The organism is Brevundimonas sp. UYEF29, assembly GCF_040546195.1.
Classification (GTDB): domain Bacteria; phylum Pseudomonadota; class Alphaproteobacteria; order Caulobacterales; family Caulobacteraceae; genus Brevundimonas; species Brevundimonas huaxiensis.
Genome location: NZ_JBEPNH010000005.1, coordinates 41,516 through 57,672, shown reverse-complemented (window position 1 = coordinate 57,672; position 16,157 = coordinate 41,516). Strand labels below are relative to the sequence as shown.

The following is a 16,157-nucleotide window of genomic DNA, read 5'->3' as shown; positions in this document are numbered from 1 at the left end:
TCTCTATTCTCGCGTTGCGCTTTGCGACAATGACGCCCCCGCCGTCACGCGCAGAGAGCCGCACACCACCCACAAACCGCCATAGACGACCGCGAGGCCTGTCAAAATGGCTGCTAAACCTGAGACTTCCCAAAGGCTGGCGCCCATGGCGTTCAGGCGAACAAAGGCCTGAACGGCAGCGGTGGACGGTGAAAAGTGCGCCAGCCAGACGAGACCTTCAGGCATCATGAAATGCGGCCACGCAGCGCCTGACAGGAAGAACAAGGGCGCGGAAGTGCCGACCAAAACCTGCAAGACCCGTTCATGGCGATCGAAAAGCGCGCCTAGAAGCAGACCCACAGCGGCGACCGCCGCTGAAAATATGGGCGCCAGCAGTAGGACGCCGATCAGGTTGCCTGCGCGGGGATAGTCCTGAAACCAGACCACGAAACCGAAATAGAAGAGGCTGGAGGCTGTCCCAATCGCCGTAAGCGCCAGCCACAGACCCAAGCGCGCGCTGCGTTTCAGCCTAGCTGCGCCGGTCTCTCGACGCACGGCGGTGATCACGCCGGCTCCCAGCAATAGCGTCTGCTGCAAGATGATAAGACTGACCGCCGGCACGGCGTAACCGCCGTAGCCCTCCGTCGGGTTGAAAAGGGAAACCTGCTTCAGGGTCGGCGCCAATCTGACGGCGCGGGCGATATCAGGCAGCCCTTTCAACTGCGCCTCGGCGACCTGCGCTGTTGCGGCGGCGACGGCTCTGCCGACAGCCGTGACACGAACCAGATAGCCGCCGTTCAGCCAGATGGCCACGCCCGTCGGCGCCCCCCTCAACAGATCGGCCTCAAAACGCTGAGGCAGGACGACGACCCCGTCGACCACGCCGCGCCGCATCAGTTCAAAGCCCTCAGCAGGGGATGAAATCACGGCGGCGACCTCGATCTGGCGCGACGCATTCAGGTCTTCGACAAGAGTGCGCGTCAGCGTTGTCTGCGTCGGTGTCGCTATGGCGATGGGCAGTCCCGTCGCGGCCTGTCCGGCATAGGCGGCCGGATAGTAAAAGGCGTAAAGGACGACGGCCAGGATCAGCAGACTGCTGACCGGCCGCGCACGCGGCAGGTTCCGGAACGTCGCGGCGAAGGCGGCGATAACGCCCTGTTGCGGGAGCGGAAAGTTCAAATTCTCAGGCTTCGGGACAAGACGCGCTCGTACCCGGATGAAAAGCGCCGAAACGATCAGACCGATCACGGTGACGCCGCTCAGAATCATCAAGTCTCGCCATGCCGATGCGGAAGTCGCACCCGTGACCAGCTGACCCGTCTGCAGCCGTAGATAGTGCGTATAGGGAAGGATATCGCTCCAGATCCGAGCGAAGCGCGGCCCATGGTCCAGCGGGAGAGTGCCATTGGAAAAGGCGATAGCCGCACCCGAATAGATGGCGGTGGCCGAGAACGCCATATCCACCTCGCCAAGCGCGGCGACCAGAAAAGCCGACAAGACAACGCTCACCGCCATCAAGGCGAGTATGCCAAGGATCAGCAAAGGGAGAGAGCCTGCTACACCCCAGCCCCGGACGCCGCTGAGCCAGGCGATCCAGGCCAACCCCCACAGGCTGAAGACCATGAAGTGCGGAATAAGTCGCCCGATCAGAGCTGTTGTCGTGAAGCCGCCGGTCTCGGCCTCGAAGCGCTTGAAGGAGCCGCCCTGCATTTGCCGACCAACCGCCAACACCGCGGAACAAGCCGCCAGCAGATGAAGGACCCCCGGCGCCAGAAGTCCCCCGAGAAAAAGCTCGAAGCTCAGCTGCGGATTGCCGACGATCGACACCTGGACAACGGGGAGTTGCAATGCGGTTTCGGGCAATCCTCTCTGGCGCGCGCGTTCTTGCAACTGCTGGCCGGCCGCTGATGCGATGGCCGCGCTCTGCCCCAAGGCCGACAAGGCGCCGACCGTCTGGAAGGCGCCATTGAACGACAGGGTCACCTGTTCCGGCCGACGAAACGCCCCGTCAGAAAAATCTGCTGGAAAATGAGCGACGCTGTAAATCTCGCCCCGTCGCATCAAGGCCATGGCCTCCGTCATCGTCGCCGGAGCATGGGTCACGCGAACACCGGCGCTCGCCTCCATGTTGCGAATTGCGGCGCGGCTGAAGGCCGAATTGTCTTGATCGACCACGGCGACCGGGGCCTGACGGATCACTCCAGGGGCCAGCATCGCCGCGATGACCATCAGCAGGATCATCGGCAGGCCAAAGGCGACGAACGCGTCCCACCGTCGGGTCACCAGGACGCGCGCCTCGTCCCGAACGGCCGATACGAAGACGGCCGCGAGGCGTCTCACCGTGCGGACCAATCGAACAGCACGCTCATGCCAGGCCTCAGGCCGCTGACAGGTCGAACAGGCTTGGCCTTGACCTGAAAGCTTCGCACGTCATAGCCGCTGGACTGCCGGGTTGAGCGCCAGGTGGCGAACTCGCCCTGAGGATTGATGGCGGTGATCCGGAAGGCGACGTCAGCGAGGCCGAGTGCGGGCACGTCGCCACGCACGATCGCGCCGATTGTCAGATCGCGAAACTGATCCTCGCGCACACTGAAGGTAACCCACGGGTCGCCGATGTCCACGATTGTGAAGACTGGCACGCCCGTGAGCACGAGCTCGCCGACATTGGCGAAACGCTCCGCAACCTCGCCGTCGTTTGGCGCAAGCAGTCGTGTCTCACCCTGGAGGCTTTGGACCTCGGCGACGGCGGCCTGCGCGCCTTGCACATTGGCGTCGGCAACGGATTTTTCCTGCGGCCGTGTCCCTGCCAACGCCTTCAGATACTGCTGACGGGCGGCTTCGGACTGCGAGGCTGTAGCAGCGCGAGCGGCCACGGCTTCGTCACGGCGTTGGGCGGAAATCACGCCTTCGGCGAACAGGTTCTCCGCCCGCCGCGCAGTCTGGTCCGCCAAACGAGCCGTCGCCTGGGCGGCGCGCCAGACGGACTCGACCGACTGCACATCCTCGCGGCGAGCGCCTTCGCGGCTCATCGACTGAATGGCCTCACTCGACTGAAGCAGGGCCCGGGCCTGAGCCTCCTTTGCTGCAACCTCCGGGCTGCTCATCAGAGCCAACACTTGACCTGCCTTTACCTGATCGCCCTCTGAAGCCAGGAAGCGCTCCACGCGACTGGGCACCTTGGTCGCAACAGTGAAGGTCTCCGCCTCGACCATGCCCTGAACTTGATCCCTGGCAGGACGGGCCGCGAGGAAGAGGCCCACGATGATGAAGCCGATCAGCAGCACGAGGCCGACGCCCACGATCACAGGCAGAATACGTCGCCGTGCAGACGTACGACTGGCCGCGATGGTCGGCGCACCGTTTGTCGGGGCATCGGCAAAGGGAGGCTTCTCGCTCATGGCGCGCTTATCCGGTCTTCGCGTTGCAGATAGTCGTTCAAAGTCAGATCGCTTCCCGACGCCGCCAGCAAGGCGGCCAGGCTGAGATCATATTCGTAAGCTGCTGCTGCGCGTTGCAAACGCGCGGCGCCCAGAAGATTGCGGGCGTCCACGACCGAGGCGGCTGTGGCCTCGCCTTCACGGAACCCAACCTCCTGAACTCTAAGATTCTCGCTGGCGGCCTCCAGGCTGCTGTCCATGCTCAGAAACTGACGACGCGCCAACTCCGCCTGATTATAGGCTCGCGTGACCAGCAATCGGGCGTCGTCTCGGGCCTGTCGTTCAACCTCCGCAGCAGCCGAGGCCTGGGCGCGTGCGGCCCCCAGCATGCGTCGTCGATCCACCGTCGAAATCAGAGTGTAACGGGCGCCGATCCCAACCGCCCAATCCGGCTCGGTCGGCAGAGCGTCGTCTGAGTTCAGGTTGTAGGTTCCAAATGCATAGACGGACGGCTTCATTCGTGACGCCGCGAGATCGGCGCCCGCCTCGGCCAGATCGCGCCCGGCTTGAGCCTGCGCAAGGCGAGCGTTCGCCTGGCTTGCCTGGTCAAGAAACACGCCGGCTGGACCGATTGGGTCACGGTTTACGAACAGGGGCGTGGTTGGAACGACGGCGCCTTTGGTGTCAACGACCCTGGCGAGGGACGCCACGGCGTTGTCGTGCTCCAGTTCGGCCCTGTTGACCTGCCGCTCAGCCGCATCGCGGGCGACTTCGACCTGAAGCGTCTGGGCGTGGCTGAGCACGCCTTGCGATTCCAACAGTCGAGCGTTGCGCAAATGCAGATCGAAGCCGTCACGGGTCTCGCGTGCGATCTTCAGCGCTTCGGCGGCCAGCACCTGGCCAAAGTACGCCCGCGCCAGATTGACGTCCTCCAGACTGACCGCTTCCTGCTGCTTCGCCTGCGCCAGATCCACATTGGCCGCCGCCGCTCGTCGTAAGGCTGGAATTGCGCCGCCGGTATAGATCGGCTGAAGCGCCGTCACCGTGGGGCGAAAGGTCGTGTCGTCAACTTGCAATCGGACGTCTTGCGGCAAGGCGGCGAAAATTTCGGGAAGCGCCGCTTCCAGCCGCTGGCCGACACTTTGCAACACGTCACCCGGCACGCCGGGCAAATCCGCGATGAGCCCAGGAATGGCGGCGCCGAGCTCGGCCTGTGCGCGGTCCAGCGTGTCGCCCAGCGAGAGATCGAATGTCTTGCGATAACGGATCAACTGAGCATCGAGCGCTACGGCCGGCCGATTTAGCCCGGCAGCCACATCCGCCTGGGCCCTGGCGGCCTGCATCCCATAGCCCGCAGCGCGACCGAGACTGGAGTTGGAGCGAACACGTTGTTGAGCGGCCGCATAGGTCAGAGCGACTGTAGCGTCGCCCTGGGCCGCCTCTTGGGGCGCGGCCTAAACTTGGGAGACCGCCGCAAGGGCGTTCGGCGCTGATCCGGCCAAAATGCCCAAAGCAACCGCACCGATCCAAGCTGCACGCATCGTTTCACCCCGCCTTCAGCAGAGAGAAACTATCCGAAGCTTAGCCGCTCGGTCCAGCAGCACCGCACCGCTCGACGGCGAATGACATTGCACTGTGTTTGCCGCCCTCCCGCATGCTCGTGCCCGTCCATCTCTATGGGCGAAGAATTGCGCCAGCATCAAAATGCTGACGAGCGACTTAAGCGCCGGTCGCCGGAAAGACGGCAACCTTCCTCCGGACGTGTCGTTGTCAGAGCCTCCTCCCCTTCGGCCGCAACCGCGATCGTCATTCCACATTCGAAATCAGAAGGATCGCCATGCCGGTCATCGTCGTCACAGGCGCCAGCGCCGGCATCGGTCTTGCCATCGCCGACCGGTTCGCCCGGGCCGGATGGCAGGTCGTGGTGATCGCCAGACAGGCTGAACGGCTTTTCAACGCCGTTGACCAGTTGAAACGGTCGGGTGATCGCGTGATCGGCATGGCGGGCGATGTGTCCGATTCGGAGTTCGTGGAGCAGGTTGGCCGCGATGTCGTGAACGCTTTCGGCGGCATCGATGTCTGGGTCAACAACGCCATGTCCACGGTCATCGGCCGCGATGAGGATCTGACCGACGCCGACTACCGCCGCGTCGTCGAGACGACCTATCTGTCTCAGGTCTACGGAACGCGCGCGGCGCTTCGGGTAATGCGGCCGGTGGACAAAGGGGCGGTGATCCAAATTTCCTCGGGACTGGCGCTGCGCCCCGCCCCGCTGCAGGCGGCCTATTGCGGCGCCAAGGCGGCCGTCGACGGGTTCACCGAGGCCATTCGGGCCGAACTGATCGCCGCAGCCTCCAGCGTCACCTTGACCACCGTCTATCTGCCGGCCGTCAACACGCCCCAGCCTTTGTGGTCACGCAACCGGACCGACCGGGCGCAGGTCATTCCAGATCCCCTATTCGATCCCCGCTTATGTGCAGACGCCGTCTGGTCGGCCGTGCAGCGGCCCAGCCGCAAGATCTTCGTGGGTCGCACGACATGGCTGATGGCGCTGGCGCAACAGTTCTTGCCGGCGCTGGCGGATCGGCAGGCCGCCAGGATGATCACAGCGCAGCAGGGCGAACTGCAAATGCCGCGTCTCGGCAATCTCGATCAACCCGAAGACGGTCCGGCGGCGATCGACGGTCCGGACACCGAACGGGTCGTCAGACCGTGGATCGGTTTCGTGTCCAGCCGCCAGATCGCGGCGATCAAGGTCGCGGCGGTCGGTGTCCTAGCCGGCCTTGCGGTGACGGCGGGCTTTGCGATCGGATCGTCCAAACGATGATAGAGACGGCCTTCACGCCCCATCCGGCGCGCTCGTCACAGACGCTCCGTCCCGACGGTTACGTCGCCCTCGAAGACTACGGCGTTCTGGGCGAAGGCCGGACGGTGGCGCTTTCAGCGCTGGATGGCGGCATCGACTGGTGGTGCGTGCCGGCGATCGATGCGCCGCCGCTTTTCGACCGCCTGCTGGATCCGGAGGGCGGCCGGTTTTCGATCACGCCGACCGAGGCCTTCACGGCGACCCGCCGCTATCGCCCCGACAGCAATGTGCTGGAGACCGAGTTCACCACCGCCACTGGCCGTGCGCGCCTGACCGAAAGCCTGAACAGCGGCACGGCCGGCCGCCTGCCCTGGTGCGAGCTGGCCCGCCGTATCGATGGCCTCGAGGGCGAAGTGACCTTCGCCCTGGACATGCGTTTGGGGCGTCGGGGCGATACGGCCAATCCGTATCATTCCAAAATCGGCGAACACACGGTCTTCCATGTCGAGCGGGTCCTCGGCCTGTTCGTCCACGATCCGCGCATCTCCTGCGAATGGTCCGACGAGGGCATTGTCGGAACCATCGTTGTCGGCGCAGGCGAGCGTCGCACAGTGGCCATCGTCGCCGGGCGGGATGAGCCGCTCGTCGTGCCGTCCATCGAAGAGATCGACGCCCGCATCGACCTGTCGGATCAGGAATGGCGGGACTGGGCGGCGCGTCTGAACTGTCCCGGCCTGTATCGCGACGACTTCATTCGCAGCGCCCTGGCGTTGAAGTTGCTGCTCTACTCTCCGTCGGGCGCCATCGCCGCAGCGGCCACAACGTCCCTGCCCGAGCGTCTGGGCGGCGACAAGAACTGGGACTATCGCTACGCCTGGCTGCGCGACGCCGGCTATACGATCGAAGCCTTCCTGGCGGCCGGCGCCCAGGCCGAGGCCAAGGCCGCCTTCAGTTGGCTGCTGATGCAGCTGAAGCGCCATGGCGCCAAGGTCTGCTACAGCCTAGACGGCGCACTCGTGCCGCCGGAAACACACTGGGACATGCCGGGCTATAAAGGCTCGCGTCCTGTGGTCACCGGAAACCGTGCCGCCGACCAGGCGCAGCACGGCGTGTTCGGCGACATTTTCGAGACCGCCTCGCGCTTCGTCGGCTGCGGCAACATTCTCGACAGCGCCAGCGCCCAGCAGTTGTCGGAACTGGCGGACCAGTGCGCCGACGCCTGGCGACAACCGGACGCGGGCATGTGGGAGCTGGAGGATCAGCAGCACTACACCATGTCCAAGATCAGCTGCTGGCAGGCCCTGGCCCGTGCGGTCGAACTGGCGGACGCCGGACAACTGCCGACGACATGCCGGGATCGCTGGCGGCGCGAGCGCGACCGGATTTTCGACTGGGTCGAGACGCATTGCTGGTCCGACAGCCTTCAGGCCTTCGTCATGTATCCGGGCAGCGACAAGCTGGACGCCGCCCTGGCCCTTGCCGTGCGCTTCCGTTTCGACGGCGAAGATCGGTTGCGCGCAACCCTTGAGGCGCTGGATCGCCATCTCGGCGCCGGCGTCTTCCATTATCGCTACACCGGCATGCAGGCCGAGGAAGGGTGCTTCATCGCCTGTTCCTTCTGGATCGCCGAAGCCTGGGCGACGCTCGGCGAACCGGACAAGGCGCGCGCCCGCATCGACGGTCTGCGCGAAGCCCTCAGCGGCCGCTGGGGCATGCTGACCGAGATGATCGACCCGGACACCGGGGCCTACCTCGGCAACATGCCGCAGGGGCTCAGCCACCTCGCGCATCTGACGGCCCTGACCGCCGTCGGCAAGGCGCAGACCCCTTTCCCCCAGCCCGAAACGGAGACGTTCCATGACTGATCGCCTGACCCTTCAGGATCCGCGCGAGCAATATCCAAAGCCGCCCTTCCCACGCCAACCGCAGCCGGTGCCCGGCGAAGCGCGCGAGATGGACCCCAAGCCCGATCATGGCGAGAACAGCTATCAGGGTTCCGGCAAGCTGAAAGGACGCAAGGCCCTGATCACCGGCGCGGACAGCGGCATCGGCCGCGCGGCCGCCATCGCCTATGCCCGGGAAGGCGCCGATGTGGCCCTCTCCTATCTGCCGTCCGAGCGCAAGGACGCCGCCGAAGTCATCGCCCTGATCGAGGCTGAAGGCCGCAAGGCTATCGACCTGCCCGGCGACATCACCGATGAAGACTGGTGCCGACAAATGGTTGAACAGGCCGTGTCGGAGCTGGGCGGACTGGACATTCTGGTCATCAACGCCGGCCGCCAACAGTATCGTGAGGACATCTCGCAGGTGACGTCGGAAGACTTCGACAAGACCTTGAAGACCAACCTCTACGCCATGCACTGGATCGCCCAGGCGGCCGTCCCGCATCTGCCGGCGGGCGCCTCGGTCATCACCACCGCCTCGATCCAGGCCTATGAGCCTTCGGCCATCCTGCTGGACTACGCCACCACCAAGGCCGGGATCGTCGCCTACACCAAGGCCCTGTCCAAGCAGCTGATCGAAAAGGGCGTACGCGCCAATGTCGTGGCGCCCGGTCCCTTCTGGACGCCCCTGCAGTCGTCCGGCGGACAGCCGCAGGACGCCGTGATGAAGTTCGGCGAACAGGTGCCGCTGGGTCGTCCGGGCCAGCCTGTCGAGATCGCCCCGGTCTATGTTCTGCTGGCCTCGCAGGAAGGCAGCTACATCACCGGCGAAGTGTTCGGCGTCACCGGCGGCATGGGCGTCGCCTGACAAGACCAAACCGGCGGCGGGATCGTCCCGCCGCCGGTCTCTCTTTCGGCGGGACGACTAGCCGGCGATGGTGGCGACCGAGCCGGAATCGACCCGGATGCCCGCGCCGTTGATGAAGCTGGCGCGCTCCGAACACAGGAAGGCGACGGCTGCGGCCACCTCCTCCGGCTTGCCCCTGCGATCTAGCGTCATGCCGGGCCGCTCTTCCTTCAGGAAGCTCTTGATCGCCTCGTCGAAGGTTTCGCCGCGTTCCTCGGCGCGCTTCTTCATCATGGCGTCGGTCATCGGGGTGGCGATGAAGGCGGGCGAGACCGTGTTCACCAGCACATTGTCGCAGCCGTAGGCCTTGGACAAACCCTTCGCCAGGCTGAGAATGCCGGCCTTCGAGGCGCAATAGGCCAGTTCATCGACATAGGGCTGGACCGCATCCTCCGACGCGAACAGGACGATACGGCCCCAGCCCGAACGCCGCATGGCCGGAATGGCCTGGCGGCACATCCGCACCGCGCCCATCATATTGATGTCCAGCGTCTCCAGCCAACCGGCGTCATCGACATCCAGGAAATCGCCGGTCGCGCCGGTCACGCCCGCGGCGTTCACATAGATGTCCGGATCGCCCATGCGGTCTCGGATTTCCGCCCACAGCCGTTCGACATCGTCGGCCTTGGTCACGTCGCCGGTCACGCCGATGCATTCGCCCAAGGCGGACAACTCCTGGACGGCTTCATCCAGCGTGCCGTCGGGCTTGTCGGTCAAGGCGACCCGTACGCCGGCTTCCAGCAGCAGCCGCGCCGTCTCCTTGCCCATGCCGGAATCGGCGCCAGAAATGAGGGCGATCCGCCCCTTGATCCCGAGGTCCATCACAAATCTCCTGTTCTTTGACGTTCGAGGAAGCGATCGGCCGTGCGCAGGGCGACGGCCATGAGGGTCAAGGCCGGGTTGGCCGAAAGCGCGCTGGGGAAGGCGGAGTTGTCGCAAACGTACAGATTGTCGATCTCGACGCTGCACCCGTCGCCGTCGACGACCGCCCCGTCCGCCTTGTCTCCCATCCGGCAGCCGCCGATGGTGTGCGCCGACCGGGCCACCGCGAAGATGTCCTCAGCGCCGGCGGCGGTCCAAATCTCCGTCATGACGCGCCGGGCATGGGCGTCCAGACGCCGCTCGTTTTCGCCATAGCTGAAGTCGATCCGCGCCTTGCGCAGCCCGACGGCGTCGACCTCATCGGACAAGCTCAAGCGATTGTCGTCGTTCGGCAGACACTCTCCATTGATGCCGATCCCGGCGAGCCGGCGATAGTTGCGCAGCGTGTCGACCAGCGGCGCGCCCCAGAGGCCCGCGCCGCGCGCGAACCCGCCCGCCAGGGTGACCGGCATGACGCCAAGGCTTTGGATCAGGTAGCCGCCGGAGAAGTTCGCGCCCGACGGACGCACCATGTCTTCGCTGATCAAGGAAGAGGGATAGCCGCGGTTCATGGACATGTCGGCGTCGAACCGCCCCCAGACTTGGGTCGCCACATGGGTCATGAAGTTGCGGCCGACCTCGCCGCCGGCGTTGCCTAATCCCCAGTTCAGCAGCAGGCGGGGCGTCTCGACACCGCCCGCACAAAGAAACAGCGCTCGACAGTTCAGCCGATGATCCTGCCCGTCGCGACGATAGATCACGCACTTGATCCGTCCACCGGCGTCACGCTCGACGCCTATCGCCCGCGCGTTGGCGATGATCGTGGCGCCGTTGGCTGAGGCCATCGGCAAAAAACTGTTGTCCGCGCCGCCCTTGGCGCCGGTTCTGCATCCCTGGTGGCACGCGCCGCAGTTGACGCAGGCCATGCGGTAGGGCGTCGTCCCCGCCTCGCGATCGCGGGACAGCACGGCCGCCGGCGCATCCGTAACGGTCAGCCCGACGGCCCTTGAGCCACGAGCCATCGCGTCCGCCGGGGCGTTGCGCGGGACGGGCGGATAGGCGAACTGTCGCCCGCCCCACGGATAGTCGGCCGGGCCTGAGACTCCGATCACCGTCTCTACAGTCTCGACATAGGATTTCAGTTCGTCCCAGCCGAACGGCCAGTCCCGCCCGCGTCCCGTCTCCGACGCCAGCTTCAGATCACGGGGATCGGGTCGCGGGCAGAAGGCGCCCCAGTGCAGCAGCGAGCCGCCGACGCCCTGGCCCGAGTTATTGGCCCCAAAGGCCGTCGGGTCGCGCCCTCCGCTGAGGCGCTCCTCCATCCAATAAAGGTCTGCCGTCGTTTCGTCGGGCGTATGCTCAGCCGGATCGAAAGCCCGCCCCGCCTCCAGCACCGTGACCGACAGCCCGGCCTTCGCCAGCCTGGCCGCGATCGGAGCCCCGCCGGCCCCGCTGCCGATGATGACGACATCGGTTTCGCCGGCCGTCCTTGCAGGCGCGCTCAACCCACGCCCCCCATCGGCAGACGCCAAGGTTCGGTCTGGTCCGCCGCCGTCTGGTCGTAGCCCTGAAACCGGCCTTCGCCGCCCGTGGCGAAGCCGTCGTAACCGATCTGGGCCCAGGTGGCCGGCAGCGACATCCACAGGCGCGCGGCCTCCGATACGACGTCCTCGAACCATAACTTCATGGCGCCCGCCGAAAGCCGGCCAGGCCCGGCCCATTCGCCCTGCGAAATGGATCGCAGGATGTCGTCCTGACGACCGGGGGCCAGAGTCGCGAACTCCGGTGCCATGGCGGCGATCTTACCCAGCCCGCGTCGCCAGGCCTCGGCGTCCGAGGGAAGATCGACGAACCGCCACCCGTCGCCCTGTCCGCTGCAGAGGCCCACATCCAGACGTCGCGCCAAATCATCCGGATCGCCTGTACCAGGCAGAATGCGCGCGATCATCGCCGACAGCACGGCGCGCTGGGTCGGGTTCAGGACGCCGCCGTCAGCTGGCTTGGGACCGAAGTGACGATCCAGCATGGAGCGTCGCGTGCGATCCGACACGCGATCGGACGCCATCAGATCCACGAAGGCTGGCGGCAACGCGACTGAACCGACTTTCTCGACAAACTTTAGAACCAGGCCCGCAAGACGGTCCGGCTGTTCCTGAGGGATCAGATGCCCCGCATCCGGCACGACCACCACGTCAGCGGCGCGATAGTGGGGGGCGTTGACACGCCGCTGCGCCGCCTCGCCCAGATCGCCATCCTCCGCGCCGGCGATGATCAGGGCGGGGAAAGGCAGGACGCCGACCTGACCGGACCAGTCCTCGCGCGATCCTTCGGCCAACCATCCGCGCCAGGCTTCGGGGTTTGTTCGGGTGAAATCGGCCAGCGCCTGATTGAAGGCGGCCTGCGGCAGACCGGCGGCGGTATTGGCGTCGATGAACTGGCGTCCCCGATCCTCGATCCTTGTCGGATCGTCGAACCAGGTCAGCATATCCGCGCGCCTGTTCTCGTCCATCGGCTCCGGCGAGGGTGGTGATCCGGCGACCAGCACCACGCCCAGCAACCCGCTCAGACCGGCCGCCCCGTCATGCGCCCGCGCGGCGATCAAGGTCGCAAACTTGCCGCCCATGCTGTGGCCGACAAGGATCCAGCGCGGGAGATGGAGATCGGTAAGGCGGCGGCTCAGGTCCTCGAGCACGGCTTGGACATCGCCATAGCCTTCCCCCGCCCTGTCCCCGAACCCTGGAAGATCGATCGCGACGGTCACCACTTCATCGCCAAGCCGGTCGATCACCGCGTCCCAATCGTGGCGGCTCGAGCCAAGAGAATGAAGGAAGACGACAGTGAGGCGAGTGTCTGTGGGCATGCAGGGGCTTTTTCGAAAGCGGAGACGTGAGGCTCCGCCGTGATCGGTCGGCGGTCGTCGATCAGCGCGCCAGCGGCGGAATTGCTCCCAACAAAACAGAACCCAAACGTCAAAACAGGCTGAGACCCGCCCTGGCCTCAAGCCGCCGCCAATTCGGTCAGAAGCTTTTCAATGAAGGCCGTGTCGTGCGGTTGATCGTTGGCGGCGTCGACGATCATGCGATCCTCGGACCAGCGTCGATCATCGCGCAACGGCAAGGACGCTTCCATGCCGGGCCGACGCGCCGCCGCGATCCGCAACGCCGTCGCCTTCGGTCCCGACACGATTTCCGTGACGCCGGCGTCACGAGCGAGCGCCGCCAAGCGACGGCCGGTGAACAGATCCTCTGCCGGGTCGGGTAAAGGACCGAACCGATCTTCGGCCTCGTCTCGCAGGGCGTCGACATCTTCCGCCGTCGTGGCGCGCGCCAACCGAGCGTACAGATTGATGCGCACGGTTTCGTCGGGGATGTAGTCCGCCGGCAGATGCCCTGTCGCGCCGACGTTCAGGCTGGGAGAGGCTTGGTCTGGATCGGGATCGCCTTTGGCAGCCGCGAGCGCCCGCGCCAGGACGGCCTGGTAAAGGGCCGAGCCGATCAACCTGACATGTCCGGCCTGTTCCTCGCCCACCAGATCGCCGCCGCCGCGCAGGTCCAGATCGCGCCCGCTGATCGCGAAGCCCGCCCCTAGTCGGTCCAGAGCCTCCAATGTCTGAAGACGCGCCTCCGTCGCCGCCGCCATGGGCGCTTCGGGATCGGAAAGCAGATAGGTAAAGCCCTGTCGCCGCCCCCGGCCGACACGCCCGCGCAGCTGATGCAACTGCGCCAGGCCAAACCGGTCCGGCCGCCAGATCAACATCGTATTGGCGCGCGGCACATCCAGGCCGGTCTCGATGATGTTCGTGGCCAGAAGCACGTCGCCCTCGCCGTCGGAGAACCGGCTCATAACCTCGTCGATCGCGGACGGGGACATGTCGCCGTGCGCCGAGACCACCGACAGCTCGGGCGTTAGAGTCTTCAGGCGTTCCGCCAAGGGTTCCATATCCTCGATCTGCGGCACGACCACGAAACTTTGCCCGCCCCGCGCCTTCTCGCGCATCAGCGACAGGCGAACCGCCCCGGCGTCGAACGGGGTCATGAAGGTTCGGATTGGCCGACGTCGCGCAGGCGGACTAGCGATCAGGCTGACGTCCTGAATGCCGACCATGGCGCTTTGCAAAGTCCTCGGGATCGGGGTGGCCGACATCGACAACAGATGCGGCGCCTTCTCTGCCAAGGCAGATTTCATCTGCGCGCCGAAGCGGTGCTCCTCATCGATGATGACAAGCCCGAGGTCGGAAAACGCCAACCCCTCCGACGCCAGCGCCTGCGTACCTACCACGACGCGCATGGAGCCGTCCGCCAGCCCTGCCTTGACCGCCCGCGCCTCCGCGCTGTCTGCGGCGCGCGACAGGTGGCCGACCTGAATGTCCGTGTCCTTGAACCGCCTCTTGAACACCTCGAAATGCTGGCGCGCCAGAACGGTGGTCGGGGCGACGACGATGACCTGTCTGCCGGCAAGGGCCACGGCCGCCGCACCGCGCAGGGCGACCTCGGTCTTGCCGAAACCGACATCGCCGCAGACGAGCCGGTTCATGGGCTTGCCGGACCCCAGGTCCGACAGGACCGCCTCGATGGCCCGCGCCTGATCGGTCGTTTCGGGGAAGGCGAAGCCGGCGGCGAACCGGGCCAGCGCCTGACGCGGCGCGGTGATCGGCTCGGTCCTCAGCGCTGCACGCGCTTCGGCCCGGGCGGACAGGGCCGCTGCGGCCTCGTCGATCTGCGCGCTGACCTTGGCGCGACGCTTGAGCCATCCTTGGGTGGTCAGCCGATCCAGCGACACCGCGTCCGGCTCCGAGCCGTAGCGCCAGATTTTGCCGAACTCCTCAATCGGCGCGAGGATGGTCCCTCCGCCATGATATTCGATGCGCAGAACGTCGCGCTCCACGCCATCGGCAGCGACCCGTTCCAAAGCCTTCAGGACGCCCAGACCGTGGTCTTCATGGATGACCACATCGTCCAACCGCAGTTCTGTCTCTCCGAACGCATTGTTCGCGTCGCCGGATGCACGCGCGATCCGGCCGCCGAAGATGTCCGAAGGCGTCAGGACGACAAGACCGGTCGCCGATTGCCGGAAACCTGTGTCCAGATCGGCGGTTACGACCGCGATCTGCCCGGGCTGCAGTGGCGCGATCGCGCTCCAGCTCTCGAGCGTCACGGGCGTATCGATATCGTGGCGACGCAGCAGGCGTAGAATGATCCTGTGCTCATGAGGCAATCCGGTCAGCACAATGCGATCGCCCGCCTCGCGCCGCTCGGCAATGAACTGTTTCAGGGCCCGTCCCGGCGACTTCGTCAATGCGAACGCCGGCGTCGGCGCCCAACCTTCGACGCTCAGGGGTTTGGCGCCTTTCAACGCCAGCCGAAGGTCTTCTTCCGTCAAATAGAGGCTGTCGGGTTTCGCAGGACGCGCGCCCTCGCTGAAGCGCAGGCGCGTGTCATAGGCTTCGGCCACATGCGCGCGAATGCGTTCGAACCGATCATCCACGCCCACGTCGGTCAGGATCATCGGCTTGTCGAGGAAATCAAACAGGGTCGTGGAGGTCTCAGCATCGATCGATGGCCCCCTGTCCTGATGATCGGCCTCATCATCCTCGAGCGACCGGTCGCTCCACTCAGCCGCCGGGGTCAGACAGATCGTCTCGATCTCGGCGCCCCGGCGCTGCGACACGGGATCGAAGGCGTGGATCTCGATGATCCGGTCCGCCTCGTCCAGGGCGATGCGATAAGGCGTGGCGGACGCGGGCGGGAAGACATCGACCACCGCGCCGAGCAGAGCGTACTCGCCAGGTTCATCGACCCGCTCATCCGCCGCATAGCCCGTATCGGTCAGAAACGACTCCAGGACTTCGCGATCCAGCGCCTCGCCCGCCGCGAGCGACAAGCGGGCCTTGATCCGTTCGCGCGACGGCGTCCGCTGCACGATCGCATCGGGCGAAGCGACCAGGAACACAGGCCTTGCGCCGGCTTCGTTCAGGGCGGCCAGGACCGCCATCCGCCGCCCCATGCTTTCCCGCGAAGGCGCGGCGCGGTCGTAAGGCAGGCAGTCCCAGGGCGGCAGAACCAGCACCTCGGCGTCCTTCACCATCGGCGAGAGCGCCGCCGCAATCTCATCGGCGCGGCGTTCGCTGGTGGCTATAAACACCACGGCCTGCGAGCGCCTTGTCTTCATCTCGGCAAGTCCAGCCGCCACGGCCGCCGCCGGCATTTTCCAACGCTTGCCGTCGTCCTGCTCGGGCGCTGGCCCTCCAACGAGGACCTGTAGGCCCGTGGCGGAAAGATCGGTGTCGGCAGGTGACGATTTCATCCTGGCTCAACCCCGAGGCCGTCCGAGGGTTGCGCCCGCTT

The 16,157-nt window shown here is 65.8% G+C and carries 10 protein-coding genes; 3 read left to right on the top strand and 7 right to left on the bottom strand.

Features of this window, described 5'->3' with window-relative positions; genetic code table 11:
• Nucleotides 1-3 precede the first annotated feature (3 nt).
• From ABIB58_RS09665 to ABIB58_RS09655, 3 genes are all read right to left on the bottom strand, one after another.
• A complete protein-coding gene (locus tag ABIB58_RS09665) occupies nt 4-2,319 on the bottom strand; it encodes an ABC transporter permease (protein WP_354040597.1) in 2,316 nt (771 codons plus the stop codon).
• Nucleotides 2,316-3,263 (bottom strand): HlyD family secretion protein, encoded by a 948-nt coding sequence (locus ABIB58_RS09660; protein WP_354040595.1) that lies wholly within the window; start codon nt 3,261-3,263, stop codon nt 2,316-2,318. The genes ABIB58_RS09665 and ABIB58_RS09660 overlap by 4 nt, the downstream gene beginning before the upstream one ends.
• Before the next feature lie 110 nt (nt 3,264-3,373).
• Nucleotides 3,374-4,699 (bottom strand): TolC family protein, encoded by a 1,326-nt coding sequence (locus ABIB58_RS09655; RefSeq protein ID WP_502909745.1) that lies wholly within the window; start codon nt 4,697-4,699, stop codon nt 3,374-3,376.
• A gap of 494 nt (nt 4,700-5,193) precedes the next feature.
• Here ABIB58_RS09655 and ABIB58_RS09650 point away from each other — a divergent pair, with 494 nt between their 5' ends.
• From ABIB58_RS09650 to ABIB58_RS09640, 3 genes are read left to right on the top strand one after another with little or no spacing between them, the layout of a single operon-like run.
• A complete protein-coding gene (locus ABIB58_RS09650; RefSeq protein WP_045811968.1) occupies nt 5,194-6,183 on the top strand; it encodes an SDR family oxidoreductase in 990 nt (329 codons plus the stop codon).
• Nucleotides 6,180-8,027: a glycoside hydrolase family 15 protein gene (locus ABIB58_RS09645; RefSeq protein WP_156146876.1), complete on the top strand. Its 1,848-nt coding sequence runs from the start codon at nt 6,180-6,182 to the stop codon at nt 8,025-8,027. Before ABIB58_RS09650 ends, ABIB58_RS09645 begins: the two co-directional genes overlap by 4 nt.
• Nucleotides 8,020-8,913, top strand: a complete 894-nt coding sequence (locus tag ABIB58_RS09640; RefSeq protein ID WP_354040592.1) for an SDR family oxidoreductase — start codon at nt 8,020-8,022, stop codon at nt 8,911-8,913. The genes ABIB58_RS09645 and ABIB58_RS09640 overlap by 8 nt, the downstream gene beginning before the upstream one ends.
• Nucleotides 8,914-8,970: 57 nt before the next feature.
• Here the strand turns inward: ABIB58_RS09640 and ABIB58_RS09635 are convergent, their stop codons facing one another.
• From ABIB58_RS09635 to ABIB58_RS09620, 4 genes are all read right to left on the bottom strand, one after another.
• Nucleotides 8,971-9,774, bottom strand: a complete 804-nt coding sequence (locus tag ABIB58_RS09635; protein ID WP_045811966.1) for an SDR family NAD(P)-dependent oxidoreductase — start codon at nt 9,772-9,774, stop codon at nt 8,971-8,973.
• Nucleotides 9,774-11,318, bottom strand: a complete 1,545-nt coding sequence (locus ABIB58_RS09630) for a GMC family oxidoreductase (protein WP_045811965.1) — start codon at nt 11,316-11,318, stop codon at nt 9,774-9,776. Before ABIB58_RS09630 ends, ABIB58_RS09635 begins: the two co-directional genes overlap by 1 nt.
• Nucleotides 11,315-12,673 (bottom strand): alpha/beta hydrolase, encoded by a 1,359-nt coding sequence (locus tag ABIB58_RS09625; RefSeq protein ID WP_045811964.1) that lies wholly within the window; start codon nt 12,671-12,673, stop codon nt 11,315-11,317. The genes ABIB58_RS09630 and ABIB58_RS09625 overlap by 4 nt, the downstream gene beginning before the upstream one ends.
• Before the next feature lie 137 nt (nt 12,674-12,810).
• Nucleotides 12,811-16,116 (bottom strand): helicase-related protein, encoded by a 3,306-nt coding sequence (locus tag ABIB58_RS09620; RefSeq protein ID WP_354040589.1) that lies wholly within the window; start codon nt 16,114-16,116, stop codon nt 12,811-12,813.
• Nucleotides 16,117-16,157: the final 41 nt, after the last annotated feature.

Coding starts and splice junctions, on each gene's coding strand:
- ABIB58_RS09655 (WP_502909745.1), bottom strand. CDS start 4,699: ATGCAGGCCGCCAGGGCCCAGGCGGATGTGGCTGCCGGGCTAAATCGG.
- ABIB58_RS09650 (WP_045811968.1), top strand. CDS start 5,194: ATGCCGGTCATCGTCGTCACAGGCGCCAGCGCCGGCATCGGTCTTGCC.
- ABIB58_RS09645 (WP_156146876.1), top strand. CDS start 6,180: ATGATAGAGACGGCCTTCACGCCCCATCCGGCGCGCTCGTCACAGACG.
- ABIB58_RS09640 (WP_354040592.1), top strand. CDS start 8,020: ATGACTGATCGCCTGACCCTTCAGGATCCGCGCGAGCAATATCCAAAG.
- ABIB58_RS09635 (WP_045811966.1), bottom strand. CDS start 9,774: ATGGACCTCGGGATCAAGGGGCGGATCGCCCTCATTTCTGGCGCCGAT.
- ABIB58_RS09625 (WP_045811964.1), bottom strand. CDS start 12,673: ATGCCCACAGACACTCGCCTCACTGTCGTCTTCCTTCATTCTCTTGGC.
- ABIB58_RS09620 (WP_354040589.1), bottom strand. CDS start 16,116: ATGAAATCGTCACCTGCCGACACCGATCTTTCCGCCACGGGCCTACAG.